We start from the raw sequence: 23,324 nt of genomic DNA on the forward strand, positions 1-23,324 counted from the left end.
GAAACAGACGCCACGCAAGGGCTCCTGGCGCAATGCCTTGCATACGCTGCGCCGCTTCGCCTGGTCGGGCGGCGCGCTGATGCCTGCGCGCGCCGGTGCGCCGCGCCGCGACGACACCGTGCGCAACTGGCTGGAACAGACGGTCGGCACGGTGGATTTCCTCGCCCATGTCGACCGCGAGCTGCGCTTTCTGTACGTGTCCGACGCGAGCCTGCGCTTCATCGGTTATCACCGCGACTACCTGCACACGCTGACGCTGCGCGACCTGATCGCGGAACAGGATACCTCGGTGCTCGAAGGCCTGCTTGCGCGCGCCGCGCGTTCCGGCCAGGTCGAGAAGGCGACGATGTGCATCGTCAAGTCGCTCACCTACCCGCTCGACGTCGAGATCCGCGCGTTCAAGAGCCGCCACCACGGCGTCGACGGCTTCGCGATCGCGGCGTTCGACGTGTCGGCCTGGCGCGCGCTCGAGGCGCGCCTGACGTACGAGATGCACCACGATCCGATGACGGGGCTCGACAATCTGTCCGCGCTCGTGCCCGCGCTGATGCGCGCGCAGCAGGCCGCCGACGAAAGCGGCACCTGCGCGGCGCTGCTGCTGCTCGACCTCGACGACTACCAGCGCATCAACCGCGCGCTCGGCTACGACGCCGGCGACACGCTGCTGCGCGACACCGCGCAGCGGCTGCAGGCGCTCGTCGCACCCGGCGAACAGCTCGCGCGCGTCGCGAGCGACAAGTTCGCGATCGTGTTCACCGCGCCGGACCGCACGCGCGCGAGCAATGCCGCCGACGCGCTCGCGCGCCGGCTGCAGGCCGCGGTGCGCGAACCTTACGCGTACCAGGGGCAGACCGTCCACTTGTCCGCGAGCATCGGCATCGCGCTGTACCCGGACGAGCGCGCCGCGCCCCATCGCGCCCAGCATCACAGCCCGCTGCTGCGCCGCGCCGACCATGCGCTCGCGCAGGCAAAGGCGTCCGGCGGCAATGCGCTCGCGTTCCATGAACCGGTCGACGATCCGGCCGACGCGGAACGGCTGAAGCTCGAGGCCGACCTGTACGACGGCGTGCGCAACGGCGAGTTTTCGCTGCACTTCCAGCCGATCACGCGCAGCCAGTCGGGGACGGTGGACGGCGTGGAGGCGCTGATCCGCTGGCGCCATCCGGTGCACGGCCTCGTGCCCCCGGCGACCTTCATTCCGCTCGCCGAATCGATCGGCCTCATCAACTATCTCGGCAACTGGGTGCTCAAGGCCGCGTGCATGCAGCTCGTCGCCTGGGATCGCCAGGGGCTCGCGCTGCAGTACGTGGCGGTCAACGTGTCGCCGCAGCAGTTCCGCGACCCACGCTTCACGCAGAGCGTGCGCGAGGCGATCGCGCTGACGGGCATCGACCCGCGCCGCATCGTGCTGGAAATCACCGAAAGCCTGCTGATGCACGACCCCGTGCAGGCGAAGGGGCTGCTGGAGGAGCTGACCGCGCTCGGCATCCGCTTCGCGATCGACGATTTCGGTACCGGCTATTCGAGCCTTGCGTACCTGCAGCGCTTCCCGCTCGCGAAGCTGAAGATCGACCGCAGCTTCGTCGAGAACCTGCTGACGTCGCGCAACGATCGCGCGATCGTGTCGGCGGTGGTCGGCCTCGCGCAAACGCTCGATCTCGAGCTCGTCGCGGAAGGCGTCGAGACCGAGGCGCAGCGCGAGCTGCTGACCGAGATGGGCTGCAACCACATCCAGGGCTGGCTCGTCTGTCAGGCGCTGCCGTCCGAGGAGCTCGCGCGGCGCTTCGAGGCGCAGCAGCTGCGCCTGCACGCCGCCTGACGCGCGCGGCGAACCGGATAGATCCGTATGTCAATCACCGCACACCTGCCCCGCACGGCGCTGCTCGACAAGCTGTGGGCCCGGATGAACGAACGGGGCGACTTCCCGCTGCTGTCGGAGTCGCTGCGCGCGACGATGGCCGCGATGAAGAACGACGATCTCGACTTCACCGCGCTCGTGCGCGTCGTGCTGTCGGATTTCGCGCTCACGCAGAAAGTCCTGCGGCTCGCCAATTCCGCGATGTACATGGCGTTCGGCGGCAACATCACGACCGTCACGCGGGCGCTGATGGTGCTCGGCATGGACACCGTCGGCCATCTCGTCGTCGGACTCAAGCTGGTCGACCATTTCCACCACAGCACCCCGCGCCGCATCGACGCGAAGCTCGAGCTGAACCGCGCGCTGCTGTCCGGCTGCGTCGCCCGCAAGCTGACCGAGCATGCCGAGTTGCGCGGCGGCGAGGAAGCCGTCGTCTGCACGCTGATGCGTCAGGTCGGCAAGCTGCTGGTGGTCTGCTATCTCGACAGCGAATGGGACCGGATCCGCCGCCGCGCCGCCGAGCTGAACGGCGACGAAGCGGCCGCGTGCGTCGACGTGCTGGGCGTCGGCTTCGACGAGATCGGTCTCGAGGCCGCCGCGAGCTGGCGGCTGCCTGACGTGATCCGCGCCGGCATGGCCGACGGCGACGGCGGCAGCGCACACGCGGCCAGCGCCGACGAGGACGACATCGACGAAGACCGCCAGCGGCCCCGCGACGCCTGCGCCGACGACAGCCCCGAGCGCGTGCGCTGGCTGCGCGCGGTGAGCCGTTGCTCGACCGACGTCGCCGGTGCGCTCGCGATGCCCGCGGGCCCGCAGCGCGATGCGCATATCGCGGTGCTCGCGCAGCACTACGAGCAGGAACTGGACATCGACGCCGGCGCGCTGGTGGAAATCGCCGACCGACTCGCACGCGAGGAAGCGAGCGACACCGTGATGCGCGAGATCGTCGAGCTGCGCGCGAACGCCGACGCGATCGCGCGGGCGCAGCCCGAGCCCGAGGCATGCCTCGAAGCCGGTCTCGCTGACCTCCGCGCGCTGCCGTCCGAACATGTGCTGACGCCGGTGCTCGCGCTCGCGTCGGAAAGCCTGCTGGCGGGCCTCGCGTTCACGCGCACCGTGATGTTCGTGCGCCGTGACGACGGCGCGTTCGCCGCGCGGCTCGGCTTCGGCCCGGACGTCGACGCGGCGCTCGACCGCCTGTGCTTCGACGAGCGCTTCGAGCCGGACGTGTTCCATCTCGCGATCACGAACTCGGTCGGCATCTTCATCGAGCAGGCGCAGGACCCGAAGATGGTGAAGCGCCTGCCCGCGTGGTATCTCGATGCGCTTCCCGACACGCGCGCGTTCGTGCTGCTGCCGGTGCGCGTCGGCACGAAGACCGTCGGCCTGCTGTACGGCGACTGGGCCGGTGCGCAGCCGGCGCGCAAGATCACGCAGCAGGAGATGAGCGTGCTCAACGAGCTCGCGCGCGAACTGGGGCGGTTCTTCCCCGCGTAACGCAAGCGGCGCCCCAAAAGCAAACCGGCCGCGAAAGCGGCCGGCTGCATGGTGCGACGGATCGAAACGCTTACTTGAGCGTGACCGGCACGCTGAAGTATTTCTTCGCGAGGTTGTCGATCGTGCCGTCGGCCTTCAGTTCCTTCAGCGCCTGATCGAGCGCCGTCTTCAGCGCCGCGTCGTTCTTGCGCAGGCCGAAACCGACGCCCGAGCCGAGGATCTCCGCATCGCTCACCGTGCCACCGGCGAAGCCGAAGCCCTGGCCTTGCGGCTTCGACAGGAAACCCTTCGAGCCCGCTTCCGAATCCTGGAACGTCGCGTCGAGACGGCCCGACTTCAGGTCGGCGTAGGCCAGGTCCTGCGTCTGGTACGGTACGACGTCGACGCCGGCCGGCGCCCACTTCTTCTTCGCGTACGCTTCCTGGATCGTGCCCTGCAGCACGCCGACCCGCTTGCCCTTCAGCGCTTGCGGGGTCGGCAGCAGGCCGCTGCCCTGCTTCGCGATCAGCTGGTTCGGAATCGTGTAGATCGGATCGGTGAACGCGATCGCGTGCTTGCGCTGGTCGGTGATCGTCATGTCCGAGTTGATCGCATCGAACTTGCGCGCCTGCAGCGCGGGGATCAGGCCGTCGAAGTCGTTCTCGACCCACACGCACTTCGTCTTCAGCTTCGCGCACACCGCGTTGCCGATGTCGATGTCGAAGCCGGTCAGCTTGCCGTCGGGCGTCTTGTATTCGAACGGCGCGTACGAGGCCTCGACGCCGAACCGGATCTCCTTCAGATCCGCAGCCATCGCGCTGCCTGCCGCCACGGCCGATGCCGCCACTACCGCATGCGCGGCCACTTTACGCCAATCCAACTTCATCAGGTGTTCTCCTCGATACTCGAATGTTCCGGAACTACGGGCACATGCATCATTGCAGGGTCGGATGACAACGACAATGCCGATACCGTGCCTTGATGCGGCGCAACAGCCGCAAGGCCGCGATTGTACCAATCCGCGCGGCCCGATACGGCAAAGCGGCCGCCGGCGCACGATGCTGCGCTGCATGCGCGATGACGGCCGGATGCGCCGTCGAACTTGCAAGACGATGTCGCAAATACGCAAGGCGCGACGCGCGGGCCGTCTGCGCGGCATGCGTGCGTCGACGCAATTCGGGGATGCCGCGGGACGATGCGCGGGCGACGGATCACCGTAGCCGCGCGCAACCGTTTTTTTGTCAGACGAGTGCGGCGAGCGTCTCGCGCGTCGTGTCGACGACGAGCAGGCCCGCGCGCAAACCCGGCTTCACGGTCGGATTCGGAAACACGATGCGCTCCTCGTCGTGCTGCACCGTGTAGCGATAGTCGCCGTCCTGCGCGAGCACGGTGCCGCGCGCGAACGCGGTGAAGTTCGCGACGTCGGCCGCGACGAACAATTCGAGCGCGTCGCTCTGCTTCGTGATCTGGTCGATCACGGTGAACACGCGCGGCAACGGCGGATGGTCGACGTCGCGCGACGGATGGCCGCCCCACGCGCCCGAGACGAGCTTGCGCACCGCGCGGTCCGCCGGCGCGAAGCGCGACAGATCGTTCTGGCCGAACGGCCGCACCTTGCCGAGTTCGAGCGTGCATGCGAGCGTGCCGCAATGCTCGGCCGTGTAATGCGAATACGTATTGCCCTTCGCGGTATGCAGCAGCACGGCCGCGATGCGCGCATCGCCGAGCCATTCGATCATCGCGCGGGTCGGCGGCGTGCCCGTGTGCGGCAGCAGCGCGAACTGCTCGAACACCGATGCGCGGATCGCCGTGTGCATGTCGACGTGCCAGCGCGCGCCGCCCGCCGGCGCGGCCGCGAAGAACGCGGCGGCCGCCGCTTCGAGCTGCGCCGCGCGCGGCGCTTCGCGACTCGCGGGCACTTGCGTGTGGCGGCCGCTGAACAGGCGGTTCAGGTCGTCGTCGAGATAGCGTTCGCCCGCGCGCATCGCCGGCACGTTGCCGAGCACGACGAGCAATCGGCACGCGAGCGGCAGCGTGGCCGCCGCGAGATCGCGCACGAGCATCGACAGCAGCTCGATCGGCGCGGTCTCGTCGCCATGCACGCCGGCCGACATGAGCACGCTCGCCGCGTCGCCGGCCCCGTCGGCCAACGCCGGCTCGAGCTGGAGCAGCCCGTCGCCGAGCCATTGCCAGCGCACCGCACCGTCCGCGCACGTGCCGTCCTTCACGGGCGGCGCGTCGCCCGCGAGCGTGAACGCGAGGAAGTCGTCGAGCAGCGCGGCGGCCGGCATGCGGGACTCAGCGCTGGAAGTCATACAGCGACCCGACACGCAGGATCTGCGTGAGCTCGTCGAGCGCCGTGCGCGATTCGTCGAGCAGCGTCGGATCGGCGAGGTCTTCCGGGGCGAGACGATCGCGGTAATGCTTTTCGATCCACGCGTCGAGCGACGCGAACAGCGTGTCGTTGATCCACACGTTCGACGTGACGGCCGCACGCTCGGCTTCGTTCAGCACGACGCGCAGGCGCAGGCACGCGGGGCCGCCGCCGTTCTTCATACTTTCGCGCAGGTCGAACACAAGCACGTCGCGGATCGGGCCGTTGCCGGCCGCGAGCTGATCCAGATAGGCGGCGACGTTCGCGTTCTCGCGGCATTCCTGCGGCACGACGAGCACCTGCGAGCCGTCCGCGCGCGACAGCAGCTGGCTGTTGAACAGATACGACGTCACCGCGTCGTTCACGCTCACGGCCGCTTCGGGCACCTCGATCACGTTCAGCCGCGCGCCGCGCGCGTCGAGCGTGGCCGTCAGCGTGTCGTAGATCGCCTGCTTGTTGACGAACGCACGCTCGTGCGTGAACAGCGTGTCGCGGTTGCCCACCGAGATCACGTCGTTGTGGAACACGCCTGCATCGATCACGTCCGGATCCTGCTGCGCATAGACCGTCGCCGTTTCGGCGAGACCGTGGCGATGCGCGACCGCGCGGCTCGCCTCGAAGGTCTGGCGCGCCGGGAAGCGCTTCGGCTCCGGGCCGCGGCGGTATTCCGCGCGGCCGTACACGAAGAACTCGACGCCCGGCTGGCCGTATTCCGCGCAAAAGCGCGTATGGTTCGCGGCTCCCTCGTCGCCGAGTGCCGGCGTGCCCGTCAGCGCCTCGTGCACCGCGAAGTGCGCGGGATCGGCGAACAGCGTCGACAGCGTGCGGCGCGTCGCCTCGTGCTCGATCGCGCGATGCAGCTTGCTGCACAGGTTGGCCGGCGTGAAGTGCACGCGGCCGTCGCTCGTGTCGGCCGACGGGCTGACGGTCGCCGCATTCGCGGTCCACATCGCCGACGCCGAGCTCGCCGCGGCGAGCAATTCGGGCGCCTGCTTCGCGGCCTTCGCGATCACGTCCGCGTCCTTGCCGGAGAAGCCGAGCTCGCGCAACAGGCGCAGCGACGGGCGCTCCTGCGGCGGCAGCACGCCTTGCGCGAAACCGAGATCCGCGAGCTGCTTCATCTTGCGCAGCCCCTGCTTCGCGGCGGCCTTCGGGTTCGCGGCCGACTTCTCGTTGTTGAGCGACGCCACGTTACCGAACGACAGCCCGGCGTAGTTGTGGGTCGGGCCGACGAGTCCGTCGAAATTGGCTTCTTGTGCGTTCATCGTCGTTCCCTCGATCAGAAATGCAGGCCCGGCGACAGGCTCGCGGGCAAGGTCAATTCGGCGCTTTCCACCGACGCCATCGGATACGCGCAGTAGTCGGCCGCGTAGTACGCGCTCGGCCGATGGTTGCCCGAGCGGCCCGTGCCGCCGAACGGCGCGGCGGACGATGCACCGTTGGTCGGGCGGTTCCAGTTGACGATCCCTGCACGGATCGTGCGGCGGAAGTGATCCCATGCCTTCGCGTCGTCTGCCAGCAGGCCGGCGGACAGGCCGAACGCCGTGTCGTTCGCGCGCTCGATCGCTTCGTCGAACGTCGCGTAGCGGACGATCTGCGCGAGCGGGCCGAAATGCTCTTCGTCGGGCAGGTTCGCCACGCCGGTCACGTCGATGATCGACGCGTTCACGAAACCCAGGCGCGGATCGCGCTGCGTCATCGCGATGATCGGCTTCGCGCCCTGCTCGATCAGGCGCGATTGCGCGTCGACGAGCTTCGCGGCCGCGCGGGCCGAGATCACCGCGCCCATGAACGGCTGCGGATCGGCGTCGAACACGTCGGCCGTGATCTTCGACGTGACGTCGGCCAAACGTGCGAGGAAACGGTCGCCGAACGCGCCCTGCGGCACGAAGATGCGGCGCGCGCACGTGCAGCGCTGGCCGGCCGACAGGAACGCCGACTGGATCGTGTGATGCACGGCCGCGTCGATGTCCTCGACTTCGCCGATCACGAGCGGGTTGTTGCCGCCCATCTCGAGCGCGAGCACGATTTCCGGACGGCCGCCGAACTGCTTGTGCAGCAGCGTGCCGGTGTCCGAGCTGCCGGTGAAGAACAGCCCGTCGATCTGCCGATGATTCGCGAGCGCGATGCCCGTGTCCTTCTCGCCCTGCACGAGGTTCAGCACGCCGGCCGGCAGCCCGGCCTCCTGCCACACCTCGACCGTCGCGCGCGCGACGCCCGGTGCGAGCTCCGACGGCTTGAACACGACCGTGTTGCCCGCGATCAGCGCCGGCACGATATGGCCGTTCGGCAGGTGGCCGGGGAAGTTGTACGGGCCGAACACCGCGACGACGCCGTGCGGACGATGGCGCAGCACCGCGACGCCGTCGGCCATGTCCTGGCGCTTCTCGCCGGTGCGTTCCTGGTAGGCCTGGATCGAGATGCCGACCTTCGCGGCCATCGCCGCGACTTCGGTGCGCGCTTCCCACAGCGGCTTGCCCGTCTCGCGGCCGATCGCGGTGGCGATCGCTTCCTTGCGCTCGGTGAGCAGCGCCGCGAAGCGCTTGACGATCGCGCAGCGCGATTCGAAGTCGAGTGCCGACCAGCCGGCGAATGCGCGACGCGCGCTCGCGACCGCACGGTCGACGTCGGCCGCCGATGCACTGCCGCCCTGCCATGCGATCGCGTCGGTGCCCGGGTTGCGCGAAGCGAAGACGGGGCCCGAGCCTGCGACCCAGGCGCCGTCGATGAAGAGTTCCGTCATGATTCGTTTATCCCTGTTTGACTTTGAGCGGCAGCACGCGAACCGGATCGCCGGCCTTCACGTCGAGCGCGGCGGCATCGTCGGCCGACAGCACGAACGCACCATTCACGACCACGCCCGGCGCGACGCCGACGCGGAAATCGCCGAGCGACGTATTCGACACAAGCGACTTCGGCGAATGGCCGCCCGGCGCATCGTCTCCGACGTCCGGCTCGCCGATCGCGACCGGCACGACGACGCTTTCGCGCACCGTGCGCAGGTCGTTGACGTGGCATTCGAGCACCGGGCCCGCGTCGAAGATGTCGACGTGATTCTGGTAGCGCAGCCCTTCCGCCTCGAGCATCTTGCGGGCCGGCAGCGTGTCGCGGTGCGTGAGGCCGACCGCGTCCTGCGCGTCCTGCGGCAGCAGGTCGACGTACACCGGATAGCGCGGCATCAGTTCCGCGAGGAACGACTTGCGGCCGTGCGAGCTGAGGTAGTCGGCCGCATTGAAATCGATCTGGTAGAAGTGCGAACCGACCGCGCGCCAGAACGGCGACGTGCCGTCGTCGTCGAAGTGGCCGCGCAGCTCCGCGCAGATGCGTTCCGGAAAGCGGTCGCGGAACTGCGCGATGAACATGAAGCGCGAGCGCGACAGCAGGCCACCGACGCCGCCCGTGCGATAGCGCGGGCTCAGGAACAGCGAGCACACTTCCGCATAGCCCGTCAGGTCGTGCGAGATGTTCAGCGCGTGCATCCGCGTCCACACGCCGAGCTCCTGGCTCGCATGCACGACCGTGCTCACGCGATAGTTGTAGAACGGCTGCTCGAGGCCGACCTGCGACTCGATCCCGCACACGCCCGCGATGTCGCCCGTCTTCGATTCTTCCATCACGAAGAAGTAGCCGGCTTCGCCCGGCGCCGCCTCGCCGTCGAGCGTGCGGCGCGTGCGTTCGATGCGCGCGGCAAGCGCGTCGCGATCGGGCTTGAACGTGGTCAGGCCCGGCCCGGTTTCCTTCGCGAGCGATACGAGCGCGTCGACGTCGCCCGTTTGTACGACCCGAACGACGATCATGCTGCGTCTCCCTTCATGTCTTCATCGTCGCGGCGGTGCAGCGGCACGCAGCGCACGACGTCCCCCTCCTTCACATCGAGCGCCGCGCGCACGTCACCGGCCAGCGGCGCATGGGCGCCCCGCGCGTCGGCCGTGTCGCCCGGCAGGTCGGCCAGCACGCAGCGGAACGATTCGCCGCTGCCGGTCGACACCATGTATGCGACGTCGCCCCGCTGGTGCGCGGCCTCGCGCACGACGCGCTCCGCGCCGTGCTTCACGCACGCGGTGCGGTCGACCTGCGCGGTCAACACCGGGCCCGCGTCGAAGATGTCGACGAAACGGTCCGGCTCGAAGCCTTCCTCGAGATGGATGTCATACGCGAGCAGCGCCGATTCGTTCGGCTCGCCGAGCACGCGCTGCGCGGCTTCCGGCAGCAGCGGCACGTAGAGCGGATACGCCGGCATCACTTCCGCGATGAACGTGCGGCTGCGGCCGCCCGACGCGATGTCGACGTCGGTGAAGTTGCGGCCGAAGAACTTGCGGCCCACCGCTTCCCAGAACGGCGATGCGCCCGTGCCGTCGCTCACGCCGAGCAGCAGCGTGAACACTTCCGGCGTGAAGCGGCGGCGGTTCGCGGCGATGTACATCATCCGCGCGCGCGAGATCAGGTGCGCGGCCGCGTCGCCGCGCAGCGACGGATCGACGTAGAAGCCGGCCAGCCGGCTCTTGCCGGTCAGCTCGTGCGACATCGTGAGCGCGTGGATCTTGCGGTTCACGTGCAGCTCGCGCGACGCGTGGATCAGTGCGTCGTTGCGGAACGCGTAGAACGGTTCCGAGTAGCCGGCCGCGGCCACGATGCTCGCCGTGCCGAGCAGCTTTCCCGTCGACGAATCCTCGAGCACGAAGAGGTAGAACTCCTCGCCGGCGAAATCGACGTCCGCGCGAAACGAATCCTCGGAGAGCGCCACGCGCGCTTCGAGCGCCGCGCGATCGTGCGGCAGCGAGTGCAGGACCGGCTGCGCGGTGCGCGCCATGTGCGCGAGCGCATCGAGATCCGTGAGTTTGCCGGGGCGAACAAATAGCATCGTCGTTCCTGTCTGCGATGGGTGCGCCGATCAGCGCGCGGTGGCTTCCTGGGCCGCGAGCACCTGCTCGACCGCCTTCTCGAAGCGCTTCACGCCTTCGTCGAGCAGGTCGAACGGGATCACGAGCGACGGGACGAAGCGCAGCACGTTCGGGCCGGCGATCAGCATGATCAGGCCGTTCTCGGCGGCGGCGGTGACGAAGTCCTTCGCGCGGCCGTCGAATGCGGCGGTGAGTTCCGCGCCGACCAGCAGGCCCTTGCCGCGGACGTCCTTGAAAATGCCGAAGCGTGCGTTGATGCGTTCCAGCGCGCCCTTCAGTCGCACGCTGCGTTCGCGCACGCCTTCGAGGAGTGCCGGGTCGCCGATCAGTTCGACGACCTTGTCCGCGATCGCCGACGCGAGCGGGTTGCCGCCGTACGTCGTGCCGTGCACGCCGACCTTGAAGTGCGCGGCCAGTTCGTTCGTCGTCAGCATCGCGCCGATCGGGAAGCCGTTGCCGAGCGCCTTCGCGGTCGTGAGGATGTCCGGCGTGACGCCCGTGTCCATGTACGCGTAGAACTGGCCCGTGCGGCCGACGCCCGTTTGCACTTCGTCGAAGATCAGCAGTGCGTCGTTGGCGTCGCAGGCTTCGCGCAGTGCCTTCAGGAAGGCCGGATCGGCCGGGATCACGCCGCCTTCGCCCTGCACCGGCTCGACGATCACCGCGCAGGTTTGCGGGCCGATCGCGGCCTTGGCGGCTTCGATGTCGTTGAACGGCAGGTGCTTGATGCCTTCAGGCACCGGGCCGAAGCCTTCCGAATATTTCGGCTGGCCGCCGACGCTGACCGTGAAGAACGTGCGGCCGTGGAACGACTGGACGAACGACACGATTTCGTATTTGTCGGCGCCGTGGCGGTCGAATGCGACGCGGCGTGCGAGCTTCAGGGCAGCTTCGTTCGCTTCGGCGCCCGAGTTCGCGAAGAACGCGCGGTCGGCGAAGGTCAGCGATTCGAGGCGCTTCGCGAGGCGCAGCACCGGCTCGTTCGTGTAACCGTTGCCGATGTGCCAGAGCTTGCGGCCTTGTTCGTCCAGAACCTTCAGCAGTTCCGGGTGGCCGTGGCCCAGCGACGTCACAGCGATGCCGCAGGCGAAATCCACGTATTCGCGGCCGGCCGTGTCGCACACGCGCGAGCCCTCTGCACGGTCCGGCACGAACGGCGCGGGGGAGAATACCGGCACCATCACTTCGTCGAATGTCTGGCGGGTCACGGTCGAGGTCGTCATGGTCGTTCCTTTCGGTTTCGTAAGAGGGTTCAACAGGATCAAGTTTAGGTAAGGGTGACGCAAGCGTCTTGCGGATTTGCGACGGGTTCTATCGGAAGCGGATTGTTCGGCTTATTTTGCCTTCCCGGCGGGAGCTTGGTTTTGGCGTGCGCGTTATTTGGGGTCGTTTGCTGGTGCGCCCGCGGTTGGCGTGAAGCACCTGGGATCGTGTCGGTCTATCAGCGTCGCCCCTGCGCGGGGCGGCGGTTACTTTTCTTTGTCTTGCCAAAGAAAAGTAACCAAAAGAAAGGCGCTCGGATAACGTATGACTTCCCGGTGCCGTGGCCATCCAAGTGGCCCTCGCCTAAGTGTCCGCGCCAGGCGGGAACCCGGAGTGGTTCGAGCAATGGGTCTGACATCACTCGCCACCCCACGGAGCGGTATACCGCCCGCTGGCTCCGTCCTCGCTTCGCTCGGCCGACAGGTCCACCCATCCCCTTTTCAACGCGGTTGGACGAATGTTTTCCAGAATCGTGGTGGGTAGCACATTGATCCAATAAATCGAATTTGTCGTCGCTATGCAGCGGAGCCTCACTGATTCGGCGAACTGATCAGTGGGCGTTCCTGATGACGCGCGCGCCCATGAATTGCGGCTGAAGAACCTTGCAGCCGAGCGAAGCGAGGATGGAGCTAGCGGGCGGTATACCACTCCGTGTGGTGGTGAGTGATGTCAGACCCATTGCTCGAACCACTCCGGGTTCCCGCCTGGCGCGGACACTTAAGCGAGGGCCACTTTGATGGCTATGGCACCGGGAAGTCATGCGTTATCCGAGCGCCTTTCTTTTGGTTACTTTTCTTTGGCAAGACAAAGAAAAGTAACCGCCGCCCCGCGCAGGGGCGACGCTAATAGACCGACACGCCCCCAGGTGCTTCACGCCAACAAACCGCGCACCGCAAAAACCTCAATCCTTGGCACCACGCTCGACCAGCGCCCCCCCACGAGGCTCACTACCCCCGCCGGTCTGCTTCTCGAGCCACGCTCGCCGATCTTCCCGAGGCGTCACACCAAACCGCTCGCGATAAGCGTTGGAAAAATGCGCAGCAGAAGAGAACCCGCAAGCGAGACTGACCTGAACCACCGACTTGCTGGTCCGCTGCAACTGGGTCCTGGCCTTGAGCAACCGGAGATTGAGGTAATACTTCGAGGGCATCGCCCCGAGATACTGGCGAAAAAGCCTTTCGAGCTGCCGCCGGGAAACGCCCACGAGCCCGGCGATCTCATCGGTCGTCAAGGGATCCTCGACATTGGCTTCCATCAACAGCAACGCATCGTTCAGCCGAGGATGCCGCTCGCCCGGCGCGGTCACGAAAGGAATCCGCTGCCGCTCCTCGCCGCTGCGCAGCGTGCCGGCCCCGAGCGCATCGGCAATGCGCTCACCCAGATCCGCCCCGTGTTCCCGGCCGATCATGGCCAGCATGAAATCGACGGTCGCCTGCCCGCCCGCACACGTCGCCCGATCGCGATCGATCTCGAAGATCTGCTGCGTGACGATCGACCGCTCGAACTGTTCGGCGAACTGCTGATACGTCTCCCAGTTCACGCTCACGCGATATCCGGAAAGCTGCCCGGCCATCGCGAGCCACCACACGCCGTGGTGAATCCCGGTCACAACCGGCGTGCGCTGCCCGACCCGCGCGAGACTCGCGAGAAACAACCGATAGTCCGCAAACTGCTGAAACCGCTCAGACACGACGATCAGCCAGTCGCACGCGATCGCATCGTTGAACGCCGCATCGGCATGCCACTGCGCACCGCCGGCGAGCGGCACCGGCCGCCCGTCCCACGAACACACCTGCCAGCGATACAGCAAGCGCCCGTCGATCTCGTTCGCGAGATGCAACGCATCGACGATCGGACCCACACCCGACATCGACACGGGCGGCAATGCAACGATCGCCACCTGCGTCGTGCGGGTGGCGCCTGCGGGACGAGACACCGGTACCACGTATGAAACCCGCCTTTCGCGTTACTTGAGACTGCCCGACAGGAACTGCTTCAGACGCTCGCTCTGCGGACGCACCAGCACCTCCTTCGGATCGCCCTCTTCCTCGGTCCGCCCCTGATGCAGGAACATCACGTGGTTCGACACGTTGCGCGCGAAGCCCATCTCGTGCGTGACGACGATCATCGTGCGGCCTTCCTCGGCCAGCTTCTGCATCACCTTCAGCACTTCGCCGACCAGTTCCGGGTCGAGCGCCGAAGTCGGCTCGTCGAACAGCATCACGTCGGGATGCATCGCCAGCGCCCGCGCGATCGCGACACGCTGCTGCTGGCCGCCCGACAGATGCGACGGATACTGCTTCTCGACGCGCGGCGGCAAACCGACCTTCTCCAGGTACTCGCGCGCACGCTCCTCGGCTTCCTTCTTCGAAATACCAAGCACGTGCAGCGGCGCTTCCATCACGTTCTCGAGCACGTTCATGTGCGCCCACAGATTGAAGTGCTGGAACACCATCGCGAGCTTCGTGCGGATGCGCTGCAACTGCTTGTGATCGGCCACCTCGAGCGCGCCGGCGCGGTCGGTCTTCGTGCGCACGGCCTCGCCGTCGACGACGATCTGCCCCGCATTCGGCCGCTCGAGAAAATTGATGCAGCGCAGGAACGTGCTCTTGCCCGAACCGCTCGCGCCGATGATGCTGATGACGTCGCCCGCCTTCGCGTTCAGCGACACGCCCTTGAGCACCTCGTTATCGCCGTAGCGCTTGTGAATGTCGACGGCGGCAAGCTTGACGGAAGCGGACGCGCTCGTTTGAGTGATCTCGGCCAACTGGCTCTCCTCGAAGTGAAATCAATGACGGCCGGCCGCGAGATACGCGAGCCAGTGGCGCTCCGCCCGGCGAAATGCCGCGACGAGTGCGAACGATACCGCAAGATAGATCAGCGCGGCGATTCCGAACGACTGGAACGCCATGTAGGTCGCGGAATTGGCGTCGCGCGCGACCTTCAGGATGTCGGGCACGGTCGCCGTGAACGCGACGGTGGTCGCATGCAGCATCAGGATCACCTCGTTGCTGTACAGCGGCAGCGCGCGGCGCAGCGCCGACGGCAGGATCACCCGGCGGTACATCGTGAACGGCGACATCCCGTACGCACGTGCCGCCTCGACCTCGCCGTGCGGAATCGCGCGAATCGCGCCGGCGAAGATCTCGGTCGTGTACGCGCAGGTGTTCAGCGCGAACGCGAGAATCGCGCAATTGAAGCCGCTGCGGAAAAACGCGTCGAGCAGCGAGTGCGACCGCACGAACTCGAGGCTGTACATGCCCGTGTACATCAGCAGCAGCTGCACGTAGAGCGGCGTGCCGCGGAACACGTACGTGTAGAACCGCACCGGCATCGACAGCCACTTCTTCTTCGACACGCGCGCGACCGCGAGCGGCACCGCGCACACGAAGCCGAGCGAAATCGACGCGACGAGCAGCCACAGCGTCACCGCAAGGCCGGAGAGGCGCTGGCCGTCCCAGTAAAGGAACGCCTGGCCGAATTCCTGGAGGATCTCGATCATAGTTCTGCGTGCCGCACGCCCATGGAATAACGCTTCTCGAGCTGGATCAGCACGAGGTTGGAAACGGTCGTGATCGCGAGGTAGATCAGCGCCGCAATGAGGATGAAGAAGAACATGTTGAACGTGCTCTTGCCGGCGTCCTGCGCGGCCTTCACGACGTCCGCGAGACCGATGATCGACACCAGCGCGGTCGCCTTCACGAGCACCTGCCAGTTGTTGCCGATGCCGGGCAGCGCGAAACGCATCATCTGCGGAAACATGATCCGCACGAACACGCGCATCCCGCTCATCCCGTACGCCGCGCCGGCCTCGAGCTGGCCGCGCGGCACCGACAGGAACGCCCCGCGGAACGTCTCGGTGAAGTACGCGCCGTAGATGAAGCCGAGCGTCAGCACGCCGGCGACGAACGGATCGATGTCGATCTGGTCCCAGCCGACGAGGTCGGTGAACTGATTCAGCCAGATCTGGATGCTGTAGAACAGCAACAGCATCAGGACGAGATCGGGCACCGAGCGGATCAGCGTCGTATAACCGGTCGCGATCGCTCGCAGCACCCGGTTGTGCGACAGCTTCGCCACCGCGCCGATCAGCCCCAGCGCCACCGCAGCGGCGAGCGACAGCACCGACAGCTCGATGGTCTGCACGGTGCCGGCCCAGAGGACAGGACCAAAGCCGTAAAGGAACACGCGCGTCTCCAGTGTTGATATGAACACCGGCACGCATACCTTCCCGCGCCGGGCTGACGCGGATAGTCGCAAGCGAAATTGATTGCCTCAAATCACCGTGCGCGTGATTGCTGCGTCGCAGCAATTCGTCGCACCATTTGCAGGCAAGACCTACGCCACTGTTTCAAAAGGAAAAAAGCCGCTTCCTGACAGTCGGATGACACGCAGGGAAGCGGACTTTTTGCAATTTTCCGGTCGCTTTTTCGATATAGCGCCGCGGGTGGTCTCACCGCCCCTTCAGGATGTCGGAGCGCGAAGTCGTATAGACAAGCCCGTCCGGGCCGAAATGAACGTTGAAGAATGCGTCGGTGTTTACGCCGTCCTCGAGCCACCGCCAGCTCCACACGATCTCGGGCTTCAGCGGGTACTGCGCGATGTCGCCCGGCTTGCCGAGCAGGCGCCGCACCTCGTCCTCGGTCATCCCCGGACGCACCTTCGCGAAGTTCTCGGCGGTCAGCACCTGCGTCGCGCCCGTGTAGTGCCCGCTCGCGTCGAGGTCGACGAACCAGGTCTGGTTGCCCATCGGGCCGCGCGGATATTCGAGACGCTTCGAGCCGTCGGTGAACGCGCGCTCGGTCTCCGGCTTGCCCATCGTGGCGCGCACGTCGGCTTCGGTCGATACGCCGGCCTTCAGCCCCTTGAGCAGCAGCGGCGCTGGCTTGATCGCGTTGAAAAAGTCCCTGATACGTTGCACGTCGAGATTGCCTTGCTTGTCGTCGCAGCCGGTCAACGCCAGCGCGGCGGCCAGCATCGTCACGGGAAGCAGCCGGAAACGGAAAATCATCGGAAGAAATGCGCGTCGAGAAAACACGCGGCAAGGATACCCGTGCAACGCCAAAAGCGCGAGACGGGCGCGCGGCCCGTCTCGTGTTCACTGCATCGTTTCGGTTTGCACCTCGGCCTCGCGGCGTGCCTGCGGGGTGCGCGCCCCGGCTGGCGTCGCCTTGATCCGGCGGCGCGTGCGCACCAGTTCGGCCAGCTGCCACGAACCGAGCGCCAGGCAGCCGAACAGCACCTCGCGGCCGCGCTTGACCAGCGCGAGCGACAGCGCCGTCTCGCGATCGACGCCGAACATCTGCGCGAGCAGCACGACGGTCGCCTCCTGCACGCCGAGGCCGCCCGGCACCATGAACGCCGCATGCCGCACGGCCTGCGTCATCGCCTCGATGGCGATCGCGCTGCCGATCGATACCGGATGGCCGAGCAGCGCGAGCGCCCAGTAGATTTCGAGCGCGCCGAGCACGTAGCCGGACAACTGCCAGAAGAACGCGCTGAACAGCAGCGCCGTGCGCGACATCAGCGCGTCGATGTCGCCATCGAGACGGCGGCCGTCGACGCCCTGCAGCAACCGGTGCGAATCGCCGAGCAGACGCCCCGCGAACCGCTCGATCGCATGGAAGATCCCGCCGCGACGCATCAGCACGACGCCGAGCACCGGCAGCGGCAGCGTCAGCAGCAGCGCGAGGCCGATCGTGCCGCCGCCCATGTCGTGCGTCGTCGCGAGCAGCAGCACGAGGCCGAGCGCGGCGAATGCATACTGGACGACGATCGTCACCAGCACCTCGACGATCACCGACGCGGTCACGCGGCTCGCGTCGGGCACCTGCCAGCGGGCCATCCGGATCCCGACCAGCTCGCCGCCGATCCCGACCACCGGCAGCAGCCGGTTCACGGCTTCGCGCACGGTCGCGACCCACCACAGGAACGACAGCGACGCGCGACGGTCGAGCAGCTGGTGCCACGCGTACGCGTCGAGCAGCAACGGCAGCGCGTGGAACGGCACGAGCCAGAGCAGCGCGAAACCGGCGCGCTCGAGCATCTGCGTCACGTCGCCAATACCTTCGTGCAAACCGAGCGCGAGCAGGATCCCGATGCCGATCGGCCAGCCGAGCCATTTGATCCACCTGGTCATGACGGCTGCGCCCCCGCTTCGCGCGACGCTCGCGTGCCGCACCGCGCCGCCGGCTGGCCGAACACGTCGGCAAAACCGCCGGTCGCGACGCCCGCAGCCTTCAGCGCAGCCGCGACGCGCGGCGACAGCAGCGCGTCCAGTTCGTCGACCGGGCGGTAATCGGCCATCGTCGGCGTGATCGGGCCGTCGCCCGCTTCCGCCGGATGACAGTAGATCTCGCCGACGCCGGGCGGCAGCGCCGCGAGCGCGTCGAGCAGCACGGCCTCGTCCATCGCGCCCGTATGCTCGATCCCGACCACATAATCGTTATGCGCGAGCCCCGCGCGGTCGAGCCGCGCGCGCACCAGCGCGATCCACGGCTTGAGCAGCGCGGGCGCGCGCGTTTCGTACGGCAGCCGCACCGCGCGCAGCCCGTAGTCGCGGCCGATCTCGATGATCATCGACAGCACGGTCGGATGCAGGTGGAAATGCTTGTGCGCGTTCACGTGGTCGAGCGGCAGGCCGCTCGCCGCGAACGCATCGAACTGCGCGCGGATCTCGCGGCGCAGCTGCGCACGCACGTGCGGCAGGAAGAAGAAGCGGCAGCCGTCCTTCGCCATCGCATCGCCGAACCGCCCGTCGGGGCCGACGAGCGCGGGAATTTCATGCGCGGGCAGCGTGGCCGGCCCGTCCGCGAGAACGAGGTGCAGGCCGACCGCGAGCGACGGCAGCCGCCGCGCGCGTTCGATCGCATCCTGCGCCGCGGGCGCACCGACCATCAGGCTCGCGGCGTTCAGCACGCCGTCGCGATGCGCGCGCTCGACCGCCGCGTTGACGCGCGGGTGCAGCCCGAAGTCGTCCGCGGTGAAGATCAGCGCCCGCGCCGCCCGCTGCGTCGTCACGAATCAGGCCTCGTGCGCGCGCAGGAAGCGGAAGAATTCGACGCCTTCGCGCAGACGGCGCTTCATCATGTCCCAGCTCGTCAGCATCTCGCGGACGATCTCCCAGATCTTCGACGGACGGAAGTAGAACTGGCGATAGAACTGCTCGAGGTGGTGATAGATCTCGTCGCGCGACAGGTGCGCGTAGCCGATCGCCGCGAGCTGCACGCCTTCCTTGCTCACCAGGTTGATGGTCTTGTTCTCTTCCATCCAGCCGTTTTCCACGGCCTGCTTGTAGAGCGTCGTGCCCGGATACGGCGCGGCGAGCGACACCTGGATCGTATGCGGATTGATTTCCTTCGCGTACTCGATCGTCTTCTTGATGGTTTCCTGCGTCTCGCCCGGCAGGCCGAGAATGAAGGTGCCGTGGATCTTGATGCCGAGCTTCTTGCAGTCCGCGCTGAAGCGGCGCGCGAAATCGGTGCGCACGCCCTTCTTGATGTTCACGAGGATTTGGTCGTCGCCGGATTCGAAGCCGACCAGCAGCAGGCGCAGGCCGTTTTCCTTCATGACCTTCAGCGTCTTGTACGGCACGTTCGCCTTCGCGTTGCACGACCACGTCATGCCGAGCTTGCCCAGACCGATGGCGATGGCTTCGGCGCGCGGCAGGTCGTCGGTGAAGGTGTCGTCATCGAACATCAGTTCCTTCACTTCCGGCATGTTGTCGCGGATCCACTTCGCTTCGGCGAGCACGTTCTCGACCGAGCGCGTGCGGTAGCGATGGCCGCTGACCGTCTGCGGCCACAGGCAGAACGTGCAGCGCGACTTGCAGCCGCGGCCCGTATAGATCGAGACGTACGGGTAATTCAGATAGCCGATGAAGTAGTTGTCGATCTTCAGGTCGCGCTTGTAGACGGGCGCGACGAACGGCAGTTCGTCCATGTTCTCGAGGATCGGACGCGCTTCGTTGTGCTCGATCGAGCCGTCCTTCGCGCGCCAGCTCAAGCCCTTGATCTCGGGGAACGGCTTGCCTTCGGCGATTTCCTTGCAGGTGTAGTCGAATTCCTCGCGGCACACGAAGTCGATCGCCTCGCTCGCCGTGAGCGAGTTGTGCGGATCGACCATCACCTTCGCGCCCACCATGCCGACCAGCATCGACGGCTTCATCTTCTTGAGATCCTGCGCGAACATCGCGTCGGTCGGGAACGACGGCGTGCTCGTGTGGATGATCACGAGGTCGTAGTCATTGGCGATCTTCAGCGTCTCTTCGACCGACAGGCCGTCGGCCGGCGCGTCGACGACGCGGCTGCCCGGCACGAGCGCGGCCGGCTGCGCGAGCCACGTCGGGTACCAGAAGGAACGGATTTCGCGCTTCGCCTGGTAGCGCGAGCCGGCTCCGCCGTCGAAGCCGTCATACGAAGGGGCCTGCAAGAACAGCGTTTTCATGAATGCTCCGGTAGCCTGCATAGTTCGATTCGTTTCAACGATTCAGTCAATCAACCGCGGGCCGCCCTGCCGGCGCCCGCCTCTCTGTCATGTCGCGTCGCGCGGCGTTGCCGCGCGGCGCGTCTCGGCCTTCGGGCCGGATTCGATCGGGGCCGGGCGCATGGCCGGCTCCCTCGGGGAACACACCTCAGCGGCCGTCCCCGCCTTCCACCGCCGCCGTCGCGCGTTCGCCGCCGACGACCGTCATCCTCGCGCCACGCCACACGACGTGCGTGCCGAACGCGGCCGCGAGCCATTCGAGCGCGAGCAGCGTGTCGCGCACCGCGACGAGCGGCAGATCGCGCCAGAACGCGCGCCAGCCGTCCTCGCCGCGCGCGTGCAGCACGAGCCGCCCGAACGCGCCCACGACGGCCGCGCCACCCGCCAGCGTGCCGGCGACGGTGCCGTCGAGACGCAGTGCCAGTGCCGCGCCGATCGCGAGCCACGGTACGGTAAACGTGATGAACAGGAACGCGAAGCCGGCCGGATTCAGCGAACGGATCGTGCGCAGCCAGCGCGTCTCGCGGTGCCAGAGCGGCCCGAACGACGGCTCGATCACGTCGGTCGCGACCTCGACCTCGGACAGCACGGTGCGCCGCCCGAGGCGGCGCGGCAGCTCGGCGAGCCAGAAATCGTCGGCCAGTTCGTCCTTCAGCGTGATGAAGCCGCCGATCCGGTCGAGCGTGTCGCGCGTCAGCGCGAGCGTCGCGCCGAAGCCGAAGCGGCTCGAGCGGCCGAGGTGCGTGATCCGTACCGACGGCGCGAACCAGGCATCGACGAACTGCGCGCCGATCCGCGTCCAGAACCCGCCGACGCTGCGCGCATGATACAGGCACGTGACGACCCCGACCGACGCGTCGGCGAGCGGCGCCGTCACGCGCTCCAGATAATCCGGCTGCACCGCGATGTCGCTGTCCGCGATCACGATGCGACCGTACTTCGCACGCTCGGCCAGATTGATCAGGTTGCTGACCTTCAGGTTCTTGCCGTGCACGCGCGCGTCGACCACGAGCGTGATGTCGCATTCCGGATAATCGGCGCGCAGCCGCTCGACCACGGCGATGGCCGGATCGGCCGCCGACGCGACCCCGAACAGCACTTCATGGCGCGGGTGGCGCTGCTCGCAGAACGTCGCGAGGTTCTCGTACAGGTGCGGCTCCGCGCCGCACAGCGGCTTGAGCACGCTGACGGGCTCGAAGCCGTCGCGCGCGGCGGTGCGCGGCGTGCGCGGACGCGGCGCGAACGCGGCGACGAGCGCATAGCCGGCCGCGGCCAGCGTAAACACCGTCAGGAGCCAGTCCAGCAACGTGACGGCCGGCGTCATGCGCGACGCTCTCCGGCAACGCGCGCGCCCTGCCGATCGATCGAACCGGGTTGAACGTGATTGGATATTCCGACAGCAACGAACGCGGGCACGACCCGACTCCTTGTTCCAGCAGCGTCTGTGTAATGGGGAGGCACGGCCCGGTCCCCGAAGGCGGCCATGCCCGGCTTCGCGTGGCATATCCTCGCGCAATGCCCGGGACGGGATGCGGGAAGATTCGAATGGCTACCATCGGCACAACATGGGCAGGCGCCGGATTTTATCAGCCCGCGCCGCCCCGCGCTCGGACGCCTCGCGAAACGGACTGGTGCAATTTCGGCAAAGCTGTGCGGCCGACGAACCATTCTGATACCACCTCGTTCACGTTAGCGTAAGCGCTTTGCAGGCATATTGCAGTCTTGAAAATCAAACGTTTCGTGGAAATTTGTGCGTCGATGCGAAGACATGCCCAATCGCGGTAAAGATTGGTAATTATTCCGAGATTGGGTTGATTTCTGCAACAATCCCCAGACCGTACCTTGCACCCCTGAAAGGCTCATGGGTATCCGTGCGTCGCCAGCGCGTTCCGGAACCCTTTGGCAAAATCGTCGGCATCTGTTGCGCATGCGCATCACCGCGCCCCTCCCCTTCGAAGGCCACCCCATGATTCCGTTTTCCGTACTCGATCTCGCCCCCATTCCCGCCGGCGCCGACGCCGCCCAGGCGTTCCGCAACACCGTCGATCTCGCGCAGCACGCGGAGCGTCTCGGTTACCGGCGCTACTGGCTCGCCGAACATCACAACATGCCGGGCATCGCGAGCGCGGCGACCGCCGTCGTGATCGGTCACGTGGCGGGCGCGACGAAGACGATCCGCGTCGGCTCGGGCGGGATCATGCTGCCGAACCACCCGCCGCTCGTGATCGCGGAGCAGTTCGGCACGCTCGCGTCGCTGTATCCGGGGCGCATCGACCTCGGGCTCGGCCGCGCGCCCGGCACCGACCAGACCACGTCGCGCGCGCTGCGCCGCGACCTGATCGGCAGCGCCGACGCGTTTCCGGACGACGTCGCCGAGCTGCAGCGCTACTTCGCGGAACCGGTGCCCGGCCAGCGCGTGCGCGCGGTGCCCGGCGCGGGGCTGGACGTGCCCGTGTGGCTGCTGGGTTCGAGCCTCTTCAGCGCGCAGCTCGCCGCGATGCTCGGGCTGCCGTTCGCATTCGCGTCGCACTTCGCGCCGGACTATCTGATGCGCGCGCTCGAGCTTTATCGCGCGCAGTATCGGCCGTCGGCCGCGTGGCCGAAACCGCATGCGATGGTCGGGGTCAACGTGTTCGCGGCCGATACCGACGACGAGGCGCGGCGCCTCTTCACATCGCTGCAGCAGCAGTTCATCAACCTGCGCCGCGGCACGCCGGGCAAGCTGCCGCCGCCCGTCGACACGCTCGAGGCGAGCGAGTTCGAGCTCGCGAACGTCGCGCACGCGCTGTCGTTCGCGGCCGTCGGCTCGCGCGACACAGTGCGCGACAAGCTGCGCGACCGGATCGCACAAACGGGCGCGGACGAGGTGATCATCACCGCGCAGATCTACGATCACGCCGCGCGGGTGCGCTCGTTCGAACTGGCGGCACAGATCCGCGACGAACTCGCGAACGAAACCCGCTGA

At 67.2% G+C, this 23,324-nt stretch carries 19 protein-coding genes; 3 read left to right on the plus strand and 16 right to left on the minus strand.

Translation table 11 applies throughout. The features are described from left to right. Positions 1 to 79 precede the first annotated feature (79 nt). Positions 80 to 1,819, plus strand: a complete 1,740-nt coding sequence (gene cdpA / locus WS87_RS12125; protein ID WP_208456480.1) for a putative bifunctional diguanylate cyclase/phosphodiesterase — start codon at positions 80 to 82, stop codon at positions 1,817 to 1,819. A gap of 27 nt (positions 1,820 to 1,846) precedes the next feature. Continuing rightward, the gene (locus WS87_RS12130; protein WP_059815926.1) at positions 1,847 to 3,358 is read left to right on the plus strand and encodes an HDOD domain-containing protein; all 1,512 of its coding nucleotides are present in this window, start codon (positions 1,847 to 1,849) and stop codon (positions 3,356 to 3,358) included. Positions 3,359 to 3,428: 70 nt separating this feature from the next. Here the strand turns inward: WS87_RS12130 and WS87_RS12135 are convergent, their stop codons facing one another. From WS87_RS12135 to hpnI, 16 genes are all read right to left on the minus strand, one after another. Beyond that, complete coding sequence (locus WS87_RS12135) at positions 3,429 to 4,223, minus strand: ABC transporter substrate-binding protein (RefSeq protein WP_059467138.1); 795 nt, start codon at positions 4,221 to 4,223, stop codon at positions 3,429 to 3,431. A 355-nt stretch (positions 4,224 to 4,578) separates the two neighbouring features. Beyond that, positions 4,579 to 5,628, minus strand: a complete 1,050-nt coding sequence (gene astE, locus WS87_RS12145) for a succinylglutamate desuccinylase (protein WP_179952343.1) — start codon at positions 5,626 to 5,628, stop codon at positions 4,579 to 4,581. Positions 5,629 to 5,635: 7 nt separating this feature from the next. Beyond that, entirely contained in the window at positions 5,636 to 6,976 is a 1,341-nt protein-coding gene (astB, locus tag WS87_RS12150) for an N-succinylarginine dihydrolase (protein WP_059815932.1), read from the minus strand. Between the two features lie 14 nt (positions 6,977 to 6,990). After that, positions 6,991 to 8,454, minus strand: a complete 1,464-nt coding sequence (gene astD, locus WS87_RS12155) for a succinylglutamate-semialdehyde dehydrogenase (RefSeq protein ID WP_059815935.1) — start codon at positions 8,452 to 8,454, stop codon at positions 6,991 to 6,993. 7 nt (positions 8,455 to 8,461) lie between these two features. Beyond that, positions 8,462 to 9,508, minus strand: a complete 1,047-nt coding sequence (gene astA, locus WS87_RS12160; protein ID WP_059815938.1) for an arginine N-succinyltransferase — start codon at positions 9,506 to 9,508, stop codon at positions 8,462 to 8,464. Beyond that, positions 9,505 to 10,572 carry an arginine/ornithine succinyltransferase subunit alpha gene (gene aruF, locus WS87_RS12165; RefSeq protein WP_059815941.1) on the minus strand — a complete coding sequence of 356 codons (1,068 nt, stop codon included), beginning with the start codon at positions 10,570 to 10,572 and terminating at the stop codon, positions 9,505 to 9,507. Before aruF ends, astA begins: the two co-directional genes overlap by 4 nt. 30 nt (positions 10,573 to 10,602) lie before the next feature. Then, the gene (locus WS87_RS12170; RefSeq protein WP_059815944.1) at positions 10,603 to 11,835 is read right to left on the minus strand and encodes an aspartate aminotransferase family protein; all 1,233 of its coding nucleotides are present in this window, start codon (positions 11,833 to 11,835) and stop codon (positions 10,603 to 10,605) included. A gap of 941 nt (positions 11,836 to 12,776) precedes the next feature. Then, positions 12,777 to 13,820 (minus strand): GlxA family transcriptional regulator, encoded by a 1,044-nt coding sequence (locus tag WS87_RS12180; protein ID WP_059815947.1) that lies wholly within the window; start codon positions 13,818 to 13,820, stop codon positions 12,777 to 12,779. Positions 13,821 to 13,841: 21 nt separating this feature from the next. After that, positions 13,842 to 14,642, minus strand: coding sequence for an ABC transporter ATP-binding protein (locus tag WS87_RS12185; protein ID WP_059815950.1), 801 nt, complete (start codon positions 14,640 to 14,642; stop codon positions 13,842 to 13,844). Between the two features lie 21 nt (positions 14,643 to 14,663). Then, on the minus strand, positions 14,664 to 15,377 hold the full coding sequence (locus WS87_RS12190; RefSeq protein WP_059447650.1) for an ABC transporter permease: 714 nt from the start codon (positions 15,375 to 15,377) through the stop codon (positions 14,664 to 14,666). Then, entirely contained in the window at positions 15,374 to 16,063 is a 690-nt protein-coding gene (locus tag WS87_RS12195; protein ID WP_059815953.1) for an ABC transporter permease, read from the minus strand. The genes WS87_RS12190 and WS87_RS12195 overlap by 4 nt, the downstream gene beginning before the upstream one ends. Before the next feature lie 265 nt (positions 16,064 to 16,328). After that, positions 16,329 to 16,886 carry a hypothetical protein gene (locus WS87_RS12200; RefSeq protein WP_059815955.1) on the minus strand — a complete coding sequence of 186 codons (558 nt, stop codon included), beginning with the start codon at positions 16,884 to 16,886 and terminating at the stop codon, positions 16,329 to 16,331. Positions 16,887 to 16,973: 87 nt separating this feature from the next. Further along, entirely contained in the window at positions 16,974 to 18,014 is a 1,041-nt protein-coding gene (locus WS87_RS12205; protein WP_059816389.1) for a lysylphosphatidylglycerol synthase domain-containing protein, read from the minus strand. Then, positions 18,011 to 18,895, minus strand: coding sequence for a hopanoid biosynthesis-associated protein HpnK (hpnK, locus tag WS87_RS12210; protein ID WP_059815958.1), 885 nt, complete (start codon positions 18,893 to 18,895; stop codon positions 18,011 to 18,013). Before hpnK ends, WS87_RS12205 begins: the two co-directional genes overlap by 4 nt. 3 nt (positions 18,896 to 18,898) lie before the next feature. Beyond that, positions 18,899 to 20,341, minus strand: a complete 1,443-nt coding sequence (gene hpnJ, locus WS87_RS12215) for a hopanoid biosynthesis associated radical SAM protein HpnJ (protein WP_306426965.1) — start codon at positions 20,339 to 20,341, stop codon at positions 18,899 to 18,901. Positions 20,342 to 20,507: 166 nt separating this feature from the next. Continuing rightward, on the minus strand, positions 20,508 to 21,683 hold the full coding sequence (hpnI, locus tag WS87_RS12220; protein WP_059815960.1) for a bacteriohopanetetrol glucosamine biosynthesis glycosyltransferase HpnI: 1,176 nt from the start codon (positions 21,681 to 21,683) through the stop codon (positions 20,508 to 20,510). A 642-nt stretch (positions 21,684 to 22,325) separates the two neighbouring features. On the opposite strand from hpnI, the gene WS87_RS12225 reads away from it, so the two are divergent. Beyond that, a complete protein-coding gene (locus WS87_RS12225) occupies positions 22,326 to 23,324 on the plus strand; it encodes an LLM class flavin-dependent oxidoreductase (protein ID WP_059815963.1) in 999 nt (332 codons plus the stop codon).

Origin of the sequence: Burkholderia sp. MSMB0856 (genome assembly GCF_001524645.2) — a bacterium.
In the GTDB taxonomy this organism is placed as follows: domain Bacteria; phylum Pseudomonadota; class Gammaproteobacteria; order Burkholderiales; family Burkholderiaceae; genus Burkholderia; species Burkholderia diffusa.

What these genes read in the sequence shown, in the direction of transcription:
- cdpA (WP_208456480.1), top strand. Translation starts at nt 80, where the DNA reads ATGCCTGCGCGCGCCGGTGCGCCGCGCCGCGACGACACCGTGCGCAAC.
- WS87_RS12130 (WP_059815926.1), top strand. Translation starts at nt 1,847, where the DNA reads ATGTCAATCACCGCACACCTGCCCCGCACGGCGCTGCTCGACAAGCTG.
- WS87_RS12135 (WP_059467138.1), bottom strand. Translation starts at nt 4,223, where the DNA reads ATGAAGTTGGATTGGCGTAAAGTGGCCGCGCATGCGGTAGTGGCGGCA.
- astE (WP_179952343.1), bottom strand. Translation starts at nt 5,628, where the DNA reads ATGCCGGCCGCCGCGCTGCTCGACGACTTCCTCGCGTTCACGCTCGCG.
- astB (WP_059815932.1), bottom strand. Translation starts at nt 6,976, where the DNA reads ATGAACGCACAAGAAGCCAATTTCGACGGACTCGTCGGCCCGACCCAC.
- astD (WP_059815935.1), bottom strand. Translation starts at nt 8,454, where the DNA reads ATGACGGAACTCTTCATCGACGGCGCCTGGGTCGCAGGCTCGGGCCCC.
- astA (WP_059815938.1), bottom strand. Translation starts at nt 9,508, where the DNA reads ATGATCGTCGTTCGGGTCGTACAAACGGGCGACGTCGACGCGCTCGTA.
- aruF (WP_059815941.1), bottom strand. Translation starts at nt 10,572, where the DNA reads ATGCTATTTGTTCGCCCCGGCAAACTCACGGATCTCGATGCGCTCGCG.
- WS87_RS12170 (WP_059815944.1), bottom strand. Translation starts at nt 11,835, where the DNA reads ATGACGACCTCGACCGTGACCCGCCAGACATTCGACGAAGTGATGGTG.
- WS87_RS12190 (WP_059447650.1), bottom strand. Translation starts at nt 15,377, where the DNA reads ATGATCGAGATCCTCCAGGAATTCGGCCAGGCGTTCCTTTACTGGGAC.
- WS87_RS12200 (WP_059815955.1), bottom strand. Translation starts at nt 16,886, where the DNA reads ATGATTTTCCGTTTCCGGCTGCTTCCCGTGACGATGCTGGCCGCCGCG.
- WS87_RS12205 (WP_059816389.1), bottom strand. Translation starts at nt 18,014, where the DNA reads ATGACCAGGTGGATCAAATGGCTCGGCTGGCCGATCGGCATCGGGATC.
- hpnJ (WP_306426965.1), bottom strand. Translation starts at nt 20,341, where the DNA reads ATGCAGGCTACCGGAGCATTCATGAAAACGCTGTTCTTGCAGGCCCCT.
- hpnI (WP_059815960.1), bottom strand. Translation starts at nt 21,683, where the DNA reads ATGACGCCGGCCGTCACGTTGCTGGACTGGCTCCTGACGGTGTTTACG.
- WS87_RS12225 (WP_059815963.1), top strand. Translation starts at nt 22,326, where the DNA reads ATGATTCCGTTTTCCGTACTCGATCTCGCCCCCATTCCCGCCGGCGCC.